This window comes from Aureimonas glaciei, from assembly GCF_014643375.1.
GTDB classification, from domain to species: domain Bacteria; phylum Pseudomonadota; class Alphaproteobacteria; order Rhizobiales; family Rhizobiaceae; genus Plantimonas; species Plantimonas glaciei.
This window is the reverse complement of sequence record NZ_BMJJ01000002.1, coordinates 261,568-278,593: the sequence shown is the minus strand read 5'-3', so window position 1 is coordinate 278,593 and position 17,026 is coordinate 261,568. Positions and strand designations below refer to the sequence as shown.

Below are 17,026 nucleotides of genomic sequence, written 5' to 3'. Positions count from 1 at the left end.
GGGCAGGCCGCGAGCGGCCTGCCGGGATCGTTGGGATCAGCCGCCGAGCGACATGGGCTTCTGTCCGGGGCCTTCGAGACCGAAGAGCCGGCGGACGAAATCGAGCCAGAGTCCGTAGGGGCGGCCGAGCACCAGCATGAGGGCGGCGAAGCCGAGCGTGCCGAGGACGATCGCCTGTCCCTCGGCGCCGCCGGCGACGATGATGGCGACGTAGATCGGCACCTGGAAGATCAAGAGGGCAGCCGTATCGGCCAACATGCTCCCCCACTGCGTGGAAGGATCGATCTTCGCCAGGAGCCAGCTCCGCCAAAGGCCATAGGGCCGCGCCGTCAGCACCATCAGCACGGCGCCGATCGACCGGGAGACGAGTACCTCATCCCAGGCCATGCCGGCGACGAAGCGCTCGTTCATCCCGCTGGTGAGGGTGAAGAACACAACGAGCGCCAGCGTGTCGGCGATGAAGGCGCGAACGCCATCCGAGAACCGCATGGCGGTGCCGACCCCGGGACTCTCGCCGGCCTACGCCGCCTGTGCCAGCGTCGCCTTCTCAGCCGCGTAGGCATAGGCGAGCCAGGGCATCAACGCCTCGAGGTCCGAGGCCTCGACGGTGGCGCCGCACCAGATGCGCAGGCCGGGCGGCGCGTCGCGGTAGGCGCCGATGTCGAGGGCGACGCCCTCCTTCTCCAGGAGCGCCACGACGCCCTTGGCGAAGGCTTCCTGCGCGTCGGCCGGCAGCGCGACGATCGCGGGATCCACGAACTGCAGGCAGACGGAGGTGTTGGAGCGGATTTCCTTCGACGTGGCAAGGAAGCCGAGCCAGGAATTCTTCTCGACGAAGCGCTCGATCACCGCGAGATTGGCGTCGGCCCGGGCCTTCAGGCCGTCGAGCCCACCGACGGACTTCGCCCAGCCGAGGGCATCCAGATAGTCCTCGACGCAGAGCATCGACGGCGTGTTGATCGTCTCGCCCTTGAACAGGCCCTCGATCAGCTTGCCGCCGGAGGTCATGCGAAAGATTTTCGGCAGTGGCCAGGCCGGCTTGTAGGTGAGCAACCGTTCGACGGCACGGGGGCTGAGGATCAGCATGCCGTGCGCCGCTTCGCCGCCGAGCACTTTCTGCCAGGAGAAGGTGACGACATCGAGCTTGTCGTAGGGCAGGTCCTGGGCGAAGGCGGCCGAGGTCGCGTCACAGATGGTGAGGCCCTGGCGGTCGGCCGGGATGGCATCGCCATTGGGAAGGCGCACGCCGGAGGTCGTGCCGTTCCAGGTGAAGACGACGTCGCGGTCGAAGTCGACGGTGGCCAAATCGACGATGTCGCCATAGCCGGCTTCGAGGGTGCGCACGTCGGAGAGCTTCAGCTGCTTCACCGCGTCGGTGACCCAGCCCGCGCCGAACGATTCCCAGGCGACGAGGTCGGTGCCGCGGGCGCCGAGCAGCGACCACATGGCCATTTCGACCGCGCCGGTATCGGAGGCCGGGACGATGGCGATGCGGTAGTCGGCGGGCACGCCGAGAATCTCGCGCGTCTCGTCGATGGCCTGTTGCAGCTTGGATTTTCCGACCTTGGCGCGATGCGAGCGCCCGAGCGCGGCATCTTCGAGCGCGGCGAGCGACCAGCCGGGTCGCTTGGCGCAGGGGCCGGAAGAGAATCGGGGATTTTGCGGACGCAGGTCCGGCTTTGTCGTGGTCGTCATGGCTATCCTCACAGATAGATTGCATCCCGTTGGGGGGATGTGTCCCATCCATGGGGCTAGGCCTCCGACGCCGTTTGGTCAAGCGGGATTTTTGCTTCGCGACACGATCGATGGCCGGCATCCCAGACGACAAGGCCGGCGGGATCGCTCCCGCCGGCCTTGTCAGATCGAGGTTGGGGGCTGCGCCTAGAACAGGGAGTAGCGCAGGCCGGCCTGGATGGTGTGGCGGTCGAAGCCGTCGTCCTTGCCCTGGGCGCCCGCGGCGCCGAAGCCGGCCGTGTAGCTGTCGAAGCCGAACATGTCGCCCTCGTCGACATTGACGTAGCGATAGCCGACGTCGAGCTTCAGGCTGTGCGTCAGGTCGTAGGACGCGCCGGCCATCAGGGCGTAGGCGAAGCGCCAGTCGGACTCGCCGGGGTGCGTGGCGCTGTAGGCCACCGCGCCGTCGACGCCGTCGTAGACGCTGTAGGAGGTGTTGGTGAAATCGTCGTACTTCACGTGGACGGCACCGACGCCCGCGCCGACGTAGGGAGTGAAGCCGGCGAAGGTGCCGAGGTCGACATAGGCGTTGGCCATCAATTCCCAGGCCGAGATCTTCGAGCTGTCCTCCGAGCGGCACTCCGCGTCGGTGATCACATTGCCGTAGCAATCGATGCCGAAACCGCCCCGGTCGTCGCCCTTGACGTCCGCCTGCCAGTAATGCGCGGTCAGGTCGCCGCGGAAATAGTCGGTGAACTGGTAGCCGAAGCCGACGCCGACATTGGCGCCCGAGTCGATCTCGAAGCCGTCATAGTCCTGATCGTCGTAGGTCGGGTCGATTCCGCAACCGCCCGGGCAACCGACCGGACCGAAGGTCCGGTAGCTGGCGTCGAGATCGCTCTTGAAGTCGTAGGAGACGTCGCCGCGCAGGTACCAGCCGGAGCCGACCTCGACGGGAACGATCTCGGGCACTTCCTCGTAGACGGGCTCGATCAGGTCGGCCGCCAGCGACCCGTGGGAGAACGCGACGAGGGCCGTCACGGTAAGCAGCAGGGGTTTGACAATTTTCATCATTGTCTTCGCTCTCTTTTGTTCGCTCTGATCTCTTCGGAGCGTGCCCGCCCGAACCTGTTTTCAATCTGAACGACAAAACTTAAGCGATGATTAACCCTGATTCTTAACCGTGTCGGTTGACGAAACGGAAACTATAGCCAGGAAAATAAGTCCCGGCCCGCCGCTGCTGGCAGCAAGTCGGCGTGCGCCGAGGCCTCATCGACTGATCATGGGCGGCTGGCTGTGGGGGTTGGCTCACGAAGTGTTGAAGAGGCCGGCGCGCGCCGTCCTCCGGACCATGCGGCAGCGCGACAACGGGCGCTCGGTGCGCCGGGTGCTGTCATGAACTGCGCCGCCTTGGCGCCGGGGGTCAGGCCCGGGGAAGCCGAAGCCGCCAACGCGATCGCGGCGCCATGGTCCTGAGGTATGCGTTTCGGATCAGGCGGCGGCCTGGGTCAGGGCGCCGACGATGTCGTCGACGACGCTGCGCACCAGCACAAGATCGTCGCCTTCGGCCATGACCCGGATCAGCGGCTCGGTGCCCGAGGGGCGGATGACCAGCCGGCCGCCCTTGCCCAGACGCTCCCGCCCGGAGGTGATCGCGGACTGCACCGGCATCTTCTCCAGCGGCTCGCCGCCGGAAAAACGAACATTCTTCAGCACCTGCGGCACCGGCTCGAACTTGCGGCAGACCTCCGACACGAGGCCCCCCGTCTTGCGCACCACGGCCAGCACCTGCAGCGCGGAGATCAGCCCGTCTCCGGTCGTGCCGTAGTCGGACAGGATGATGTGGCCGGACTGCTCGCCGCCGACATTGTAGCCGTGCTCGCGCATGTGCTCGACGACATGGCGGTCGCCGACCTTGGTCCGGGCCAGCTGCAGGCCGCGTTCGCCGAGGAAGCGTTCCAGGCCGAGATTGGACATGATGGTGGCGACGATGCCGCCGGCCGCCAGCCGCCCGTCCTCGGCCCAGGATTCGGCGATCACCGCCATCAGCTGGTCGCCGTCGACGATGTCGCCGTTCTCGTCGACGATGATCAGCCGGTCGGCGTCGCCATCGAGAGCGATGCCGATGTCGGCGCGCACTTCCCTCACCTTCGCCGACAGAGCCGCCGGACTGGTCGAGCCGCAGTCGAGGTTGATGTTGGTGCCGTTCGGCTCGACGCCGATGCGCACGACTTCGGCGCCCAGTTCCCACAGCACTTCCGGCGCCACCTTGTAGGCCGCCCCGTTGGCGCAATCGATGACGATGCGCAGACCGTCCAGCGTCAGCGTCTTCGGCAAAGTGCGCTTGGCAAATTCGATGTAGCGGTCGCGCCCGCCATCGTCGTAGCGCTTGGCTCGCCCGAGCCGGTCCCCCATGGCGAGCTGCGAGGACATGTCCTCGCCGATCAGCTTCTCGATCTCCATCTCGACCTCGTCCGACAGCTTGTAGCCGTCCGGTCCGAACAGCTTGATGCCGTTGTCCTCGAAGGGATTGTGCGAGGCGGAGATCATCACGCCGAGGTCGGCGCGCATCGAGCGGGTGAGCATGGCGACAGCCGGCGTCGGCATCGGCCCGAGCATCAGGACGTCCATGCCGACCGAGGTGAAGCCGGCGCACAGAGCCGGCTCGATCATGTAGCCGGAGAGCCGCGTATCCTTGCCGATCACCACCCGGTGGCGGTAATCGCCGCGCCGGAAGGCGATGCCGGCGGCCATGCCGACCTTCATCGCGATCTCGGCATTCATCAAAGAGCTGTTGGCGGTGCCCCGGATGCCGTCGGTGCCGAAGAATTTTCTACGCATGGCAATCCCTTGAGAACAATATCTGCCGACGGCCCGCACGGCCTCCTTAGTGCGCAGATGATGCCCGAAAAAGTAAAAAAGAATGTCAGCGGGACATCAGATGTCCCGCTGCCGATCCGACATGACCGCCAACGAAAAAGGCGGCCCGACCGGGCCGCCTTCAACACGTCGGGATAGAGACCGGCGTCAGATCGACGGCTGCGGCTCGAGCGGGCTGTCGGGTGCCCCCTTGGGACGCGGCGAGGAGCCGGTTTTGGGCACCGCCGAGCCGCGCGAGGGCGGCGTGTCGTCGCCCATGTCGCGGGCCAGCGTCTTGCCGGCGATGAGATCGCGCACCTCGTCGCCCGACAGCGTCTCGAATTCGAGCAGGCCCTTGGCGACGATGTGCAGCTCGTCGATGTGATCGTTGAGGATCTTTCGCGCCTTGTTCTCGGCGGCCTCGATGATGCCGCGCACTTCGGAGTCGATCATGCGCGAGGTGTCCTCGGACATGTTCTGTTGCTGCGAGACGGAGTGGCCGAGGAAGACCTCTTCCTGGTTCTGGCGGTAACGGAGGCGTCCGAGCTTCTCGCTCATGCCGTATTCCATCACCATGGCACGGGCCATGTTCGTCGCCTGCTGGATGTCGTTGGAGGCGCCGGTGGTGACGTTGTCGAGACCGTAGATGATTTCCTCCGCGGCACGGCCGCCGAAGATCATGGCAAGGCGCGCCTCCATCTCGTTCTTGCGCATGCCGTAGCGGTCGCGCTCCGGCAGGTTCATCGTCACGCCCAGCGCCCGGCCGCGCGGGATGATCGTTACCTTGTGCAAGGGATCGTTGAACGGCTCGTGGATGCCGACGAGAGCATGACCGGCCTCGTGATAGGCGGTCAGCGCCTTCTCGTCCTCGGTCATGGCCATGGACCGGCGCTCGGCGCCCATCATGACCTTGTCCTTGGCGTCCTCGAATTCGAGCATGGTGACGAGGCGCTTGGAGCGACGGGCGGCCATCAGCGCCGCCTCGTTGACGAGGTTGGCGAGATCGGCACCGGAGAAGCCGGGCGTGCCGCGGGCGATGGTGCGAAGGTCGACGTTCGGCGCCAGCGGCACGTTGCGCACATGCACCTTCAGGATCTTCTCGCGGCCGCCGACATCGGGGTTCGAGACCATGACCTGGCGGTCGAAACGGCCGGGGCGCAGCAGCGCGGGATCGAGCACGTCCGGACGGTTGGTCGCGGCGATGATGATGATGCCTTCGTTCGGCTCGAAGCCGTCCATCTCGACCAGCAGCTGGTTCAGCGTCTGCTCGCGCTCGTCATTGCCGCCGCCGAGCCCGGCGCCGCGGTGGCGGCCGACGGCGTCGATTTCGTCGATGAAGATGATGCAGGGGCTGTTCTTCTTGGCCTGCTCGAACATGTCGCGGACGCGGCTGGCGCCAACGCCGACGAACATCTCGACGAAGTCGGAACCCGAGATGGTGAAGAAGGGCACGTTCGCCTCACCCGCGACGGAGCGGGCGAGCAGGGTCTTGCCTGTGCCGGGAGGGCCGACGAGGAGAACGCCGCGCGGGATCTTGCCGCCGAGGCGCTGGAACTTCTGCGGCTCGCGCAGGAACTCGACGATCTCTTCCAGGTCCTGCTTGGCCTCGTCGACGCCCGCGACATCCGCGAAGGTGACGCGGCCATGCGCCTCGGTCAGGAGCTTGGCCTTGGACTTGCCGAAACCCATCGCCTTGCCGCCGGCGCCGCCCTGCATCTGCCGCATCAGGAAGATCCAGACGCCGAGAATGAGGAGGATCGGTCCGAAGGACAGGATCATCGACCAGAGCGGATTGGAGTTGTCGCTGGGCGGCGCGGCGGTGATCGAGACGTTCTTGCCCTCGAGCCGCTCGATCAGGTTGGCGTCCTGCGGGGCGTAGGTCTGGAACGGCGTCGAGGCGTCCGTGTAGGAGCCGCTGATCTGCTGTCCCTGGATCGTCACCGCGCGGACACGGCCGGCATCGACGTCGCTCAGGAATTTCGAATAGGGGACGCTGGTCGAGCCCTGCGTCTGCGCGCCGTTCGAAAACAACTGGAAGACCGCGACGATGAGCAGACCGATGATCGCCCACAGCGCGATGTTGCGAAAGTTCTGGTTCATATGAGGTCCTGACATCCGCGCCGCTGGCAATCGACTTTTCGCCACACCGGCTGGATCGAAGATAGGTGCACGGCTGCAGCTTGCCAACCGCGTCGGGCGCTTTTGCGGCGATTTGCGTATCCGGGGTTAATCGACGGCCCGAGTCGCAGGCGCCGGTACTTTACGCGCTCGCCGAGTGGGAGGGAAGATCGGCCTGAAGACGCCACGACAGGCGCTCTTGCAGCGCCAGCGTACCGACGCCGGGTCCGAGCTTGGCATGCAGGCAGGCCGGCGCGGCGATCGGGCGCCCTGCCGCATCGAGAGCGACAGGCAGGGTTTTTTCGATGGCGTTGCCGCGACCGAGGCGGCCGAGCGGCACGAGAAGGACGGCCTGGTCTTCGAGGCCGGCGGTGTCGACGTCGAAGCGCCCGTCGAACAGCGTCGGCGCCGGGCCCGTCACCGTCACGCCCATCGGCCCGGCGCGCCCGAACTCGCGGGCGAAGTGCAGCGTCCGGTCGCCGCGGACCGCGACGCCGCCGAGCGTAGCGGCAACGGGCGACGGGTTGTCCTCGCTCAGCCGCGCCCACAGACGCGCCCTGGCCGCATGCTGCGGCGGATAGTCGCCGCCGCCGACGGCGCGAAGAATTCGGGCGAGGAGATCGGCGGCCGTCTCGGGTGCGAGGGTCGCCAGCGCCTGCCGATCGATCTCGACGGTCCCGACGGGCCGGACGGCAAGCTTCCGATCGGCCCCGAAGGCCCGCAGACAGTCGCTCAGCCGTCGATCGGCCGCATCGCGCGCCGCGGCATGGCGGGCGATGGCGGCCAGCACGGCGTCGCGGTCGAAGGCGCAGACGGCCAGCGCTTGGCGAAGCCGGGCCCGGTCGAAGCGGGGATCGCGGTTGCTGGGATCGTCGACCGCCGGGTGGCTGCCGAGCGATGCCTTCAGCACGGGGCCGGGAATATCGAGGAAGGGACGCAGCAGCACGAGTCCCGGGGCGAGCGCACGCTGCGCGCGCATTCCGGCGAGGCCTCGGTCTCCGGCATGCCGGGCTTCGGCGAGGAAATGCGTCTCGATCTGATCGTCCTGGTGATGGCCGGTCATCACCGCCTCCGCCCGGAGATCGCGTGCCGCCTGGATCAGCAAAGCGTAGCGCGCGTCGCGCGCCCTGCCCTGCAAATTGCCGGCAGGCGAAGCGTCCGTCCACCGGCGGACCGAATGCGGCAGGCCGAAAGCCCGCGCCACGGCGCCGACGTCGGCCGCTTCGGCGGACGATCGGGCGCGCAGGCCGTGATCGATGGTGACGACGTGGAAGGCGGTGGGGGACGCGGGACAGCGGTATCGTGCGGCCGCCTGCAGGAGGGCCAGCGAGTCCGGGCCACCGGAAACCGCGAGGACGACGGTGCGTGCCTTCCCCTCGAGGCGCGCCAGGCTGCGCTCCAGACAGCGCGCGAGCGTGTCGGCGGTCGCGGCGGTCGGGCGCTCTGCCGTCAGCAGTTGTTGGCGGCCGCTTCCGCCTGCAGCTTCTTCTTCACGCTGGCGCTCATCTGGGGATAGCGCTTGGAGACTTCCTTGAAGGTGACGCAGGCGGTCTCGCGGTTGTCGAGCTTGGCCAGCGACATGCCGAGCTTCAGCATCATCTCCGGCGCTTTCGGGCTCTTGGGATGCTTCTTCTGGGCAGTCAGGAAAACCTCGGCCGCATCGGTGTATTTCGCCTGCTGGAACAGGCTCTCGCCCAGCCAGTACTGTGCGTCCGGCGCATCGGCCGCGTCGGGATAGGTGTCGGCGTACTGGCGGAAGGCGTTCTCGGCCAGATTGTAGTCGCCAGCCAGCATATAATTGTAGGCCAGGCCGTAGAGTTCGCCCTCGCTGCCCGGGCGAACCGAAGCGACGGTCGAGGATCCCGCGGCCGGCGCCGTCGGGGCCGCGGCGGCACCGCCGATGCCCGAAGTGTCGAGACCGCCGGAGAGCAATCCGCCGATCTCGTCGCCGCTGCCGCCGGACGATGGCGCCGCGACCTGCGGCGGGGGCGCCGATGCGGCCGGCGCCGCGGGCGGCAGTTCGGCGCTCTGCGTCGGTGCGGCCGCCGGGGCCGGTGACGCATCGGTCCGCTTGCCGTTGCCGCTTTCGAGTTCCTGGAAGCGGAACTCGTTGTCTTCCTGCGCCTTGCGCAGCTGTTCCTGCAGCTGCAGGACCTGGAAGGAGAGTTCCTCCAGCTTGCCGTTCAGCCGGCGGTTGTCTTCCTCGAGCTGGTTGATGCGCTGCACCGGGTCGCTGGCCTGGGCATAGAGCACGGGGGCCCTGTCCTCGGCCGGCAGTGCCTGGCGGTTCTGCGCGGCCGCGCCGCCGAACTCAAAGGGCAGCGTCAGCGCATGGGCCGGAAGCGCGGCCGTCATCAGAAGAGCCGCCGTCGTCGTCGAGCGGATCAGGGTCAGCAGTCTCATTTGTACAATGTCCTCTTTCGCAGGTCACAGAGGGTCGCATCGCACCTCCTTTACGCGAGCGGGCGCCAGCCTGCCAGCATGGACAAGGCAGTGCGGCCAAAGTGTGCCGCCCGCCGATCCCGGCGGCGAAAGGTGATTCGCCGGCGCGCCCTTCGGGGTGGCTCCGGGCAAACGAAAGCGGCCCCGAAGGGCCGCCGACGTCATGCGATGGAGGGGGGTGGAGCCGGCGCTTAGCTGCCGGCGCCGTTCAGGACCGTCACGGCGCGGCGGTTCTGCGACCAGCAAGAAATGTCGTCGCAGACGGCGACCGGGCGTTCCTTGCCGTAGGAGATCGTCCGCATACGGCCGGAAGCGACGCCCTGGCGCACCAGATAGTCGCGCGTCGCGGCGGCGCGGCGGGCGCCCAGCGCCAGGTTGTATTCGCGGGTTCCACGCTCGTCGGCATGGCCTTCGACCGTGATCGAGTACTGCGAGTACTGGTTCAGCCAGCGCGCCTGGGCCGTCAGGGTCTGCTGTGCATCGGCACGAACGACCGAGGAATCGGTGTCGAAGAAGATGCGGTCGCCGACATTGACGGTGAAGTCCTGGCTGGTGCCGGGCGCGGCGGAGCCGCCGACGCCACCGGCGCCACCAAGGCCGCCAGCGCCGCCAAGGCCGAGGCCGCCGGCATTGTCGGGCAGGCCGCCATTCTTCTTCGCGCAGCCGGCCACGGCGAGGGCGGCCATCAGGGCAAGTGCGATGCGGCTATGGGCCAATACGGCGATCCGGCTCATGGCCAGCTCCTTCAAAGTCGATAAGTTGGTGTTACGGGACATTTACCCTGACCAGCCTTAAGGCGAAGTAAACACACGGAAACCATGCGCCGGTCGGGAAGAGGTCTCATCTCGTTTCGTGCCATCGAAACTTTGAGTCGCGAAGGTGGCGAAGTTGTGCGTTTCGGCGGGCGGCCGCCGAGCACAGTCGTTTCGCCGCCGGCTTGTTGCCGTGCGGCATCAGTGGGTTCCGGCGCCGCCGTGCGCGGCGTCCGGCGCCGCTACTCGCGCGAGGGCGACCAGGCAGGATCGGACGCATAGCCCGGCGTCGCCACCTTCTGCTCGTTGCGGCCGGTCAGATCGATCGAATAGAGCTGCGGTCCGGTGCCGCCCTGCGGATCGCGGAAGAACATCAGCACGCGGCCATTCGGCGCCCAGGTCGGCCCCTCATTGTGGAAGCCGGAAGTCAGGATGCGTTCGCCCGAGCCGTCCGGGCGCATGACGCCGATCTGGAACTGGCCACCGCTCTGCTTGGTGAAGGCGATAAGATCGCCGCGGGGCGACCAGACCGGCGTCGAATAGGAACCGTCGCCGAAGGAGATGCGCTGCTGCCCGCCGCCGTCCGCGCCCATGACGTAGAGCTGCGGTCGGCCGCCGCGATCGCTTTCGAAGACGATGCGGGCGCCGTCGGGCGAGAAGGACGGCGAGGTGTCGATGGCGGTGGTCGAGGTCAGGCGCGTCGTGGCGCGCGAGCGCAGGTCCATGGCGTAGAGATTGGCGTTGCCGTCCTGCTGCAGGCTCATCACCACCTTCTGCCCGTCGGGCGAGAAGCGCGGCGCGAACGTCATGCCGGGAAAGTTGCCGACGACTTCGCGCTGGCCGGTCTCGAGCTGCAGCAGGTAGACCCGCGGCTCCGACTTGCCGAAGGACATGTAGGTGATTTCCTGGCGGCTCGGCGAGAAGCGCGGGGTCAGCACCAGGTCGCTGCCGTCGGAGAGATAGCTCACATTGGCGCCGTCCTGGTCCATGATGGCGAGACGCTTGACGCGCTTGGTCTTGGGTCCGCTCTCGGAAACGAAAACGACGCGCGTGTCGAAATAGCCCTTTTCGCCGGTCAGCCGCTCGTAGATGGCGTCGGAGATGATGTGGGCGACACGGCGCCAGTTGTCGGGCGTGGTGTAGAACTGCTGGCCGTCTAGCTGCGTGCCGGCAAACGTGTCCCACAGGCGGAACTCGACGCGCAGGCGGCCGTCGGCCTCCGGCGTGACCTTGCCGGTGACGATCGCCTGGGCGTTGATGACCGTCCAGTCGGCAAAGCGCGGCGCCGCGTCGGGGCCGAGGTCCTTCTGGATGAAGGCGGAGGGGTCGATCGGGGCGAACAGGCCCGAGCGCTTCAGGTCGGCATTGACCACCTCGGTGATCTGTCCGCCGACCTGACCCTTGGCCTGGAACTGGTTGATGGCGATCGGCAAGGGATCGACGTTGCCGCTGGTGATGTCGATGTTGATGGCCGCACTGGCCGGCGCCAACGGCGCGCCGAGCAGGAGGGCGATGGCGGCCAGTGCCGCCTTAAAATCAAACTTCATGTCGGGACCTTCATGGCAAATCAGGAAGCTGGCGGCGTGGCGGGCGTGATGTCGGCGCCCGAGCCGCGCTGGCTGCCCCTGGCTCGCGGGGGCGATGGATCGGAAAAATCAGTACATGGCGCTCGGGTCGAAATTAAGGGTCGTGTCCTCCCAGCCGCCGGCATACATTTCCGCCGGCAGGTTGAAGGGGGCACAGCGCCTGATCGCGCGCACCGCCGCCTCCGCCGCGATCCGTGCCGCGCCCGAGCCGCCGCCGCCGGCCACGATGTCCGGCGCGCCGACGATGGCGCCCGAGGGATCGAACTGGATGCGGATCGAGACCTTCATGTCGTCGCCGTCGGTGCCGCCACCCGGCACAGAGTAGCAGCGCCGCATCTGATCGTTCAGAAGACCCTGGATCTCGCCGAGCTGGCTGCGCGAGAGCTTCGTGCCGGTCGTGCGCTCGCTGCCGAGCGAAGCCTGCTGGTTCGAGCGCTTGGCACCGCCGCCGGCGGCCTTCTGCTTGTTGATCGCCGCCGCCGCCATCGCTTCGAAATCGGACGGCGCATCGGAGTCCTCGTCCGCGGGCTTGTCGGCCTTCTGCGCCTTCGATTCCTTCGCCGGTGCCGGCTTGGCTTCCGCGGGCTTGGTCTCGGCGACCTTCACCGGCGCCGGCGGACGGGGCTTGGTCTGCGGCACCGGAACATGGGCCGGGGCCGGGTCGGGCTTCGGCTCCGGATCGGGCGTCGGCTCTTCCTTGGCGGCGGCGATCATCTCGGCCAGCGGGTCGATCTCGGGCGTCACCTCTTCGGGCGCCTCGGCCTTGGCCGGGGTCGGCTCCGGCGGCGGCGGCGTGGGTTCAGGCGTCGGCTCAGGCGGCGGGGGCGGCGGCGGGGTGTCCGCGACTTCGGGCGCTTCGACCGGCTTCACCTCGGGGCGGGCCGCCGGCTTCGGCGCGCCCGTCTGCGGCGTCTTATTGTTCGTCTTGTCCGGCGTCGGCGGCGTCGCGAGGTCGGTTTCGTTGTCGCCGACATTTTCCGCCGGCATCGGCAGGGTCTCAGGACGTTGCGTCGGGGTCGGCGCCGGCGCCTCGGTGATCGGCGCGGTCTTCTCGCCCTTCACGCCCTCGAAGCTGTCGGACATCACGATCTCGACAGGCAGGGCCTCGGCATAGGTCGTGTCGAACGCCGGCGGCGCAGACGACGACCACAGACCCAGAGTCAGGGCCGCGACATGCAGGACAGCGGAGGTGGCGACGCCGGACTTCATGTCAGCCGATCAGCTCGTCGTTTCTTGATCGGTCACCAGACCGATATTGGTGAATCCGGCGAGCGAGATGCGCGACATCACCTGCATCACCGTGCCGTAGTCGACCGAGCGGTCGGCGCGCACGAAGATGCGCTCCTGATAGCCGGTCTTGGCGATCTCGGTGAGCTTGGCGACCAGTTCCTCGATCGGATAGGTCTCCTCCTGGATGTAGATCTGCCCGTCCGACTTCACCGCGACGGTGATCGGCTGCGTCTCGGCGTTGAGCGCCTTGGCCTGGGTCTTCGGCAGTTCGAGCGGAACGCCGACGGTGAGGAGCGGCGCCGCGACCATGAAGATGATGAGCAGCACCAGCATGACGTCGACCATCGGCGTCACGTTAATCTCGCTCATCAGTGCCCGCTTGCGGCTCCGGCGCCGGCGCGAACCGCCCGATGCTGCTCCGCCTGTGGACATGCCCATATGATCGGCTCCTTGGCTCTCGAAGCATCAGCGCTCCGAAAAGGGTCTGTGCAGCGCCCGATGGGGCGCCTCATGCGTCCGGCAGGGTCAGCGTGCCGGGGTGCGCTCGTCGATCTGGCGCGACAGGATGGCGGAAAACTCGTCGGCGAAGGCCTCGAGCCGCATGCCGAGCTTGCTCGCATCGCCGGAGAGCTTGTTGTAGGCGATGACCGCGGGGATGGCGGCGACGAGGCCGATGGCGGTGGCCAGAAGCGCTTCGGCGATACCCGGCGCGACGACGGCGAGATTGGTCTGCTTGGAGGCGGCGATCGCCTGGAACGAGGTCATGATGCCGACGACGGTGCCGAACAGCCCGATGAAGGGCGCGGCCGAGCCGATGGTGGCGAGAAAGCCGAGGCGCGATTCCAGCCCGTCCATCTCGCGGGCCAGCGTCACGTCGAGCGCCTTCTCGATGCGGGTGTGCAGGCCGATCGGCGAACGCGCGCCCTTCTCGAAGGATTTCTTCCATTCGCGCATGGCGGCGACGAAGAGCGCGCCCATGCCGGTGGTCTTCTTCTCCGAGAGCGACTGGTAAAGCTCTTCGAGCGACTGGCCGGACCAGAAATTGTTCTCGAACGTGTTCAACTGGCGACGGAAGCTCCCGAAGCGCATCGACTTGTCGATGATGATCGCCCAGGTCCAGACGGACGCGCCGAGAAGGCCGAGCATGACGGCCTTGACGATGAAGCCGGCCTGCCAGAACAGATGCCAGAGCGAAACCGTCGCTTCGGGTGCGGCAAGAGCGCTCTGGGCGACCTCGTTCATTTCCTAGATCCTCGAATCTCGACGCCCGGACCGGGCAGGCTGTTCGCACATGCAAAAGGGGACATGCCCGATCATCCCGTCGGGGCGATCGAACCGCCTTCGCGCTCTTCATGCTCTGTGCTGCCGATGACCCCAACCGTTCTACACAATTTGAATCAAGCGAAAGAATGGCATGCAGCGCCGGGGTGACCCTAGGCACCTGCATCCAAACAGGATTAACCTTAAGCATTCGTTGACGCGATGCTGCGCTGCCGTTCAGGGAGAAGGCGCCGGTGCGCCGAGGATGGCCGACACCGCTTCCGGCATTCGGCGGGGACGGCCGTCCGGCGAAATCACCGCGACCTTCACCCTCGCCTCGATCAACACCTCGTCGCCGCGCAGGATCTTCTGGTCGAGGACGATGCGGGCGCCGCCGAGGAGATGGGTCCGCGTCTCGACCCGCAGCACGTCATCGATCCGCGCCGGCCGGAGGAATTCGATCCCCATCTGCCGGACCGCGAAGGCCATCGGTTCGCCATAGGCACCCTCGGCCAATTCGCGGTGACCGATGCCCTTCAGGCGCAGGAAATCGGTGCGGCCCCGTTCCAGGAAATGCAGATAGCGGGCGTGGTAGACGACGCCGGAAAAGTCCGTGTCCTCGAAATAGACGCGCACGTCGAGGCAATGGCCGTCATCGGTGAGCCAGCCGGAGAGAAGATCGTTCATCGCGCGGCCATAGGCGATCACCATGGCTTTGTCATGGGGCGGCTTCGTCAGGGGCCGGCTTTGTCAGGGAGCGGCCTTGTCGGGGGCCGGACCTGTCATCCGGCTGTCACCTGGCAGTGGTTAGGAAACCCGATCCGCCCTCCAGTCCGAGAGATCCGATGACCTTCCCGAAAACCGCCTCGCTTGCCGCCCTGCTCCTGGCATCGACCTCGCTGGCCGCCGTCGCAGAGCCTGTTTTCAACCGCATCGCCTCCTTCCCGGTCGCCTCGAACCTGCCGGAAGGCGCCGACCCCAAGGCGGAGACCTCCTCGGAGATCATCTCGGCCTCGAAGGACGGCATGACGCTGGTCTATTCCGACAGCCCGCACGGCGGCATCGGCTTCATCGACATCACCGACCCGAAAGCGCCGAAGGCCGGCGGCTATATCAAGTTCGACGGTGAGCCGACCTCGGTTGCCTTTGCCGGCACCAAGGCGCTGGTCGGCTTCCGCACCTCCGAGACCAAGGCCGATCCGTCCGGCGAACTCGGCGCCGTCGACCTCGCCACGCGGGAACAGAGTCCGGTCTGCGAGCTCGGCGGCCAGCCGGATTCGGTCGCCGTCGCGCCCGACGGCAGTTTTGCCGCCATCGCCATCGAGAACGAGCGCGACGAGGAGTTGAACGACGGCGCCCTGCCGCAGATGCCGGCGGGCTTCCTCGTCACCGTGCCGCTGGCCGCCGACGGCACGCCGGACTGCGCCGGCCTGAAGAAGATCGAGATGACCGGCCTTGCCGAGATCTCGCCCGAGGATCCCGAGCCGGAATTCGTCGACATCAACCAAGCCGGCGAGATCGTCGTCTCGCTGCAGGAAAACAACCACATCGTCATCGTCGACGGCAAGACCGGCACGGTGACCTCGCACTTCTCCGCCGGCAGCCTCGCGATTGACGGCGTCGACACGGAGAAGGACGGCAAGCTCGACTTCTCCGGTTCCGTCGAGGCGCGGCCGCGCGAGCCCGACACGGTGAAATGGCTGAAGGGCGACCGCATCGCCGTCGCCAATGAGGGCGACTGGAACGGCGGCACGCGCTCGTTCACCATCTTCAACCGCGACGGCAGCGTCTCCTACGAGTCCGGTGCCTCCTTCGAGCTGGCCGTCGCCCGCCTCGGCCATTTCCCCGACAAGCGCGCCGACAAGAAGGGCGTCGAGCCGGAGGGTCTGGCGACCGGCAACTTCGGCGGCAAGGACTACCTCTTCGTCCTGGCCGAGCGGGCTTCTGTCGTCGGCGTCTACGAGGATACCGGTGCGGAACCCGTGCTGACGCAGATCCTGCCCTCGGGCATCGCGCCGGAAGGCGCGGTCACGATCGCGTCGCGCAATCTCCTCGTCACCGCCAATGAGAGCGACCTCGTCGAGGACGGCGCCGCTCGCTCGCATGTCATGCTCTACGAGCGCGCCGAGGGCACGGCTGCCTATCCGCAGATCGTCAGCCAGGACGTCGACGGCAAGGTTCTCGGCTTCGGCGCGCTGTCCGGCCTCGTCGCCGCGGCCGAGCCGAACCAGTTCTACGCCATCAGCGACTCCTTCTATTCGGCCGCGCCGAGCATCTTCACCGTCGACGCCTCGGCCAAGCCCGCCAAGATCACCGCGGCGATGACCGTCACCCGCGACGGCAAGGCCGCCAAGAAGCTCGACCTCGAAGGCATCGCGCTCGACGGCGAGGGCGGCTTCTGGCTGGGCAGCGAGGGCAATACCGAGAAGGAAGTGCCGCATGCCCTGCTGCACGTCGACGCCAAGGGCGCCATCGCCGAGGAGATCGCCTTCCCGAAGGAGCTGCTCGAGGGCGAGACCCGCTTCGGCACCGAAGGCGTGACCCTGGTCGACGGCAAGGTCTGGCTCGCCATCCAGCGGCCGTGGAAGAACGACCCAAAGAACCAGACCAAGCTGGTCTCCTACGACCCGGCCGCCAAGAGCTGGGGTGCCGTGCTCTACCCGCTCGACGCGCCGCAAGAGGGCATGTGGACCGGCCTCTCGGAGATCACCGCCCACGGCGACCACGTCTACCTCATCGAGCGCGACAACGGCATCGGCGAGACCGCCCAGCTGAAGTCGATCACCCGCGTCGCCATCGCCGACCTCCAGCCCGCCCCACTCGGCGGTGCCCTGCCGGTGGTGAAGAAGGAACTGGTGCGCGACCTCCTGCCCGAGCTGAAATCGGCGACGAACGGCTACGTCGTCGACAAGGTCGAGGGCCTCGCCATCGACGCCGACGGCATGATGACCATCGTCACCGACAATGACGGCGTCGACGACTCCTCGGGGGAGACGCTGTTCTTCCAGGTCGGCAAGACCGAGGAAAAGGCGGCTTCGCTGGCGAAGTGATGGGGTTCGGGGCGGGGCGGCGAGGCCTGTGCCTTATCGTCCCGCCGCGGACCTC

At 67.2% G+C, this 17,026-nt stretch carries 14 protein-coding genes; 1 reads left to right on the top strand and 13 read right to left on the bottom strand.

What is annotated here, in order from left to right; all coding sequences use genetic code 11:
- Nucleotides 1–36: 36 nt before the first annotated feature.
- From alaE to ybgC, 13 genes are all read right to left on the bottom strand, one after another.
- A complete protein-coding gene (alaE, locus tag IEX88_RS05305) occupies nucleotides 37–489 on the bottom strand; it encodes an L-alanine exporter AlaE (protein WP_188849534.1) in 453 nt (150 codons plus the stop codon).
- A gap of 30 nt (nucleotides 490–519) precedes the next feature.
- Entirely contained in the window at nucleotides 520–1,695 is a 1,176-nt protein-coding gene (locus IEX88_RS05300; RefSeq protein ID WP_188849533.1) for a phosphoserine transaminase, read from the bottom strand.
- Between the two features lie 186 nt (nucleotides 1,696–1,881).
- Entirely contained in the window at nucleotides 1,882–2,745 is an 864-nt protein-coding gene (locus IEX88_RS05295; protein ID WP_188849532.1) for an outer membrane protein, read from the bottom strand.
- Between the two features lie 420 nt (nucleotides 2,746–3,165).
- Nucleotides 3,166–4,515, bottom strand: a complete 1,350-nt coding sequence (gene glmM / locus IEX88_RS05290; protein WP_188849531.1) for a phosphoglucosamine mutase — start codon at nucleotides 4,513–4,515, stop codon at nucleotides 3,166–3,168.
- 186 nt (nucleotides 4,516–4,701) lie between these two features.
- The gene (ftsH, locus tag IEX88_RS05285) at nucleotides 4,702–6,633 is read right to left on the bottom strand and encodes an ATP-dependent zinc metalloprotease FtsH (RefSeq protein WP_188849530.1); all 1,932 of its coding nucleotides are present in this window, start codon (nucleotides 6,631–6,633) and stop codon (nucleotides 4,702–4,704) included.
- Nucleotides 6,634–6,793: 160 nt separating this feature from the next.
- The gene (gene tilS / locus IEX88_RS05280; RefSeq protein WP_244639904.1) at nucleotides 6,794–7,969 is read right to left on the bottom strand and encodes a tRNA lysidine(34) synthetase TilS; all 1,176 of its coding nucleotides are present in this window, start codon (nucleotides 7,967–7,969) and stop codon (nucleotides 6,794–6,796) included.
- A gap of 131 nt (nucleotides 7,970–8,100) precedes the next feature.
- Nucleotides 8,101–9,054 carry a tol-pal system protein YbgF gene (gene ybgF / locus IEX88_RS05275; protein WP_188849529.1) on the bottom strand — a complete coding sequence of 318 codons (954 nt, stop codon included), beginning with the start codon at nucleotides 9,052–9,054 and terminating at the stop codon, nucleotides 8,101–8,103.
- A 230-nt stretch (nucleotides 9,055–9,284) separates the two neighbouring features.
- Nucleotides 9,285–9,869, bottom strand: coding sequence for a peptidoglycan-associated lipoprotein Pal (gene pal, locus IEX88_RS05270; protein ID WP_188849528.1), 585 nt, complete (start codon nucleotides 9,867–9,869; stop codon nucleotides 9,285–9,287).
- A 218-nt stretch (nucleotides 9,870–10,087) separates the two neighbouring features.
- Nucleotides 10,088–11,392, bottom strand: coding sequence for a Tol-Pal system beta propeller repeat protein TolB (tolB, locus tag IEX88_RS05265; RefSeq protein ID WP_188849527.1), 1,305 nt, complete (start codon nucleotides 11,390–11,392; stop codon nucleotides 10,088–10,090).
- Nucleotides 11,393–11,500: 108 nt separating this feature from the next.
- The gene (gene tolA / locus IEX88_RS05260; protein ID WP_188849526.1) at nucleotides 11,501–12,640 is read right to left on the bottom strand and encodes a cell envelope integrity protein TolA; all 1,140 of its coding nucleotides are present in this window, start codon (nucleotides 12,638–12,640) and stop codon (nucleotides 11,501–11,503) included.
- A 9-nt stretch (nucleotides 12,641–12,649) separates the two neighbouring features.
- A complete protein-coding gene (tolR, locus tag IEX88_RS05255; protein ID WP_188849525.1) occupies nucleotides 12,650–13,099 on the bottom strand; it encodes a protein TolR in 450 nt (149 codons plus the stop codon).
- 87 nt (nucleotides 13,100–13,186) lie between these two features.
- A complete protein-coding gene (tolQ, locus tag IEX88_RS05250) occupies nucleotides 13,187–13,903 on the bottom strand; it encodes a protein TolQ (RefSeq protein WP_188849524.1) in 717 nt (238 codons plus the stop codon).
- A gap of 255 nt (nucleotides 13,904–14,158) precedes the next feature.
- Nucleotides 14,159–14,632 (bottom strand): tol-pal system-associated acyl-CoA thioesterase, encoded by a 474-nt coding sequence (gene ybgC, locus IEX88_RS05245; protein WP_244639859.1) that lies wholly within the window; start codon nucleotides 14,630–14,632, stop codon nucleotides 14,159–14,161.
- A gap of 134 nt (nucleotides 14,633–14,766) precedes the next feature.
- On the opposite strand from ybgC, the gene IEX88_RS05240 reads away from it, so the two are divergent.
- Nucleotides 14,767–16,971: an esterase-like activity of phytase family protein gene (locus tag IEX88_RS05240; RefSeq protein WP_188849523.1), complete on the top strand. Its 2,205-nt coding sequence runs from the start codon at nucleotides 14,767–14,769 to the stop codon at nucleotides 16,969–16,971.
- Nucleotides 16,972–17,026: the final 55 nt, after the last annotated feature.

Excerpts from the sequence above, each read along its gene's own strand:
- alaE (WP_188849534.1), bottom strand. The coding sequence starts at position 489 with ATGCGGTTCTCGGATGGCGTTCGCGCCTTCATCGCCGACACGCTGGCG.
- IEX88_RS05300 (WP_188849533.1), bottom strand. The coding sequence starts at position 1,695 with ATGACGACCACGACAAAGCCGGACCTGCGTCCGCAAAATCCCCGATTC.
- IEX88_RS05295 (WP_188849532.1), bottom strand. The coding sequence starts at position 2,745 with ATGAAAATTGTCAAACCCCTGCTGCTTACCGTGACGGCCCTCGTCGCG.
- glmM (WP_188849531.1), bottom strand. The coding sequence starts at position 4,515 with ATGCGTAGAAAATTCTTCGGCACCGACGGCATCCGGGGCACCGCCAAC.
- ftsH (WP_188849530.1), bottom strand. The coding sequence starts at position 6,633 with ATGAACCAGAACTTTCGCAACATCGCGCTGTGGGCGATCATCGGTCTG.
- ybgF (WP_188849529.1), bottom strand. The coding sequence starts at position 9,054 with ATGAGACTGCTGACCCTGATCCGCTCGACGACGACGGCGGCTCTTCTG.
- pal (WP_188849528.1), bottom strand. The coding sequence starts at position 9,869 with ATGTCCCGTAACACCAACTTATCGACTTTGAAGGAGCTGGCCATGAGC.
- tolB (WP_188849527.1), bottom strand. The coding sequence starts at position 11,392 with ATGAAGTTTGATTTTAAGGCGGCACTGGCCGCCATCGCCCTCCTGCTC.
- tolA (WP_188849526.1), bottom strand. The coding sequence starts at position 12,640 with ATGAAGTCCGGCGTCGCCACCTCCGCTGTCCTGCATGTCGCGGCCCTG.
- tolR (WP_188849525.1), bottom strand. The coding sequence starts at position 13,099 with ATGGGCATGTCCACAGGCGGAGCAGCATCGGGCGGTTCGCGCCGGCGC.
- tolQ (WP_188849524.1), bottom strand. The coding sequence starts at position 13,903 with ATGAACGAGGTCGCCCAGAGCGCTCTTGCCGCACCCGAAGCGACGGTT.
- ybgC (WP_244639859.1), bottom strand. The coding sequence starts at position 14,632 with ATGGTGATCGCCTATGGCCGCGCGATGAACGATCTTCTCTCCGGCTGG.
- IEX88_RS05240 (WP_188849523.1), top strand. The coding sequence starts at position 14,767 with ATGACCTTCCCGAAAACCGCCTCGCTTGCCGCCCTGCTCCTGGCATCG.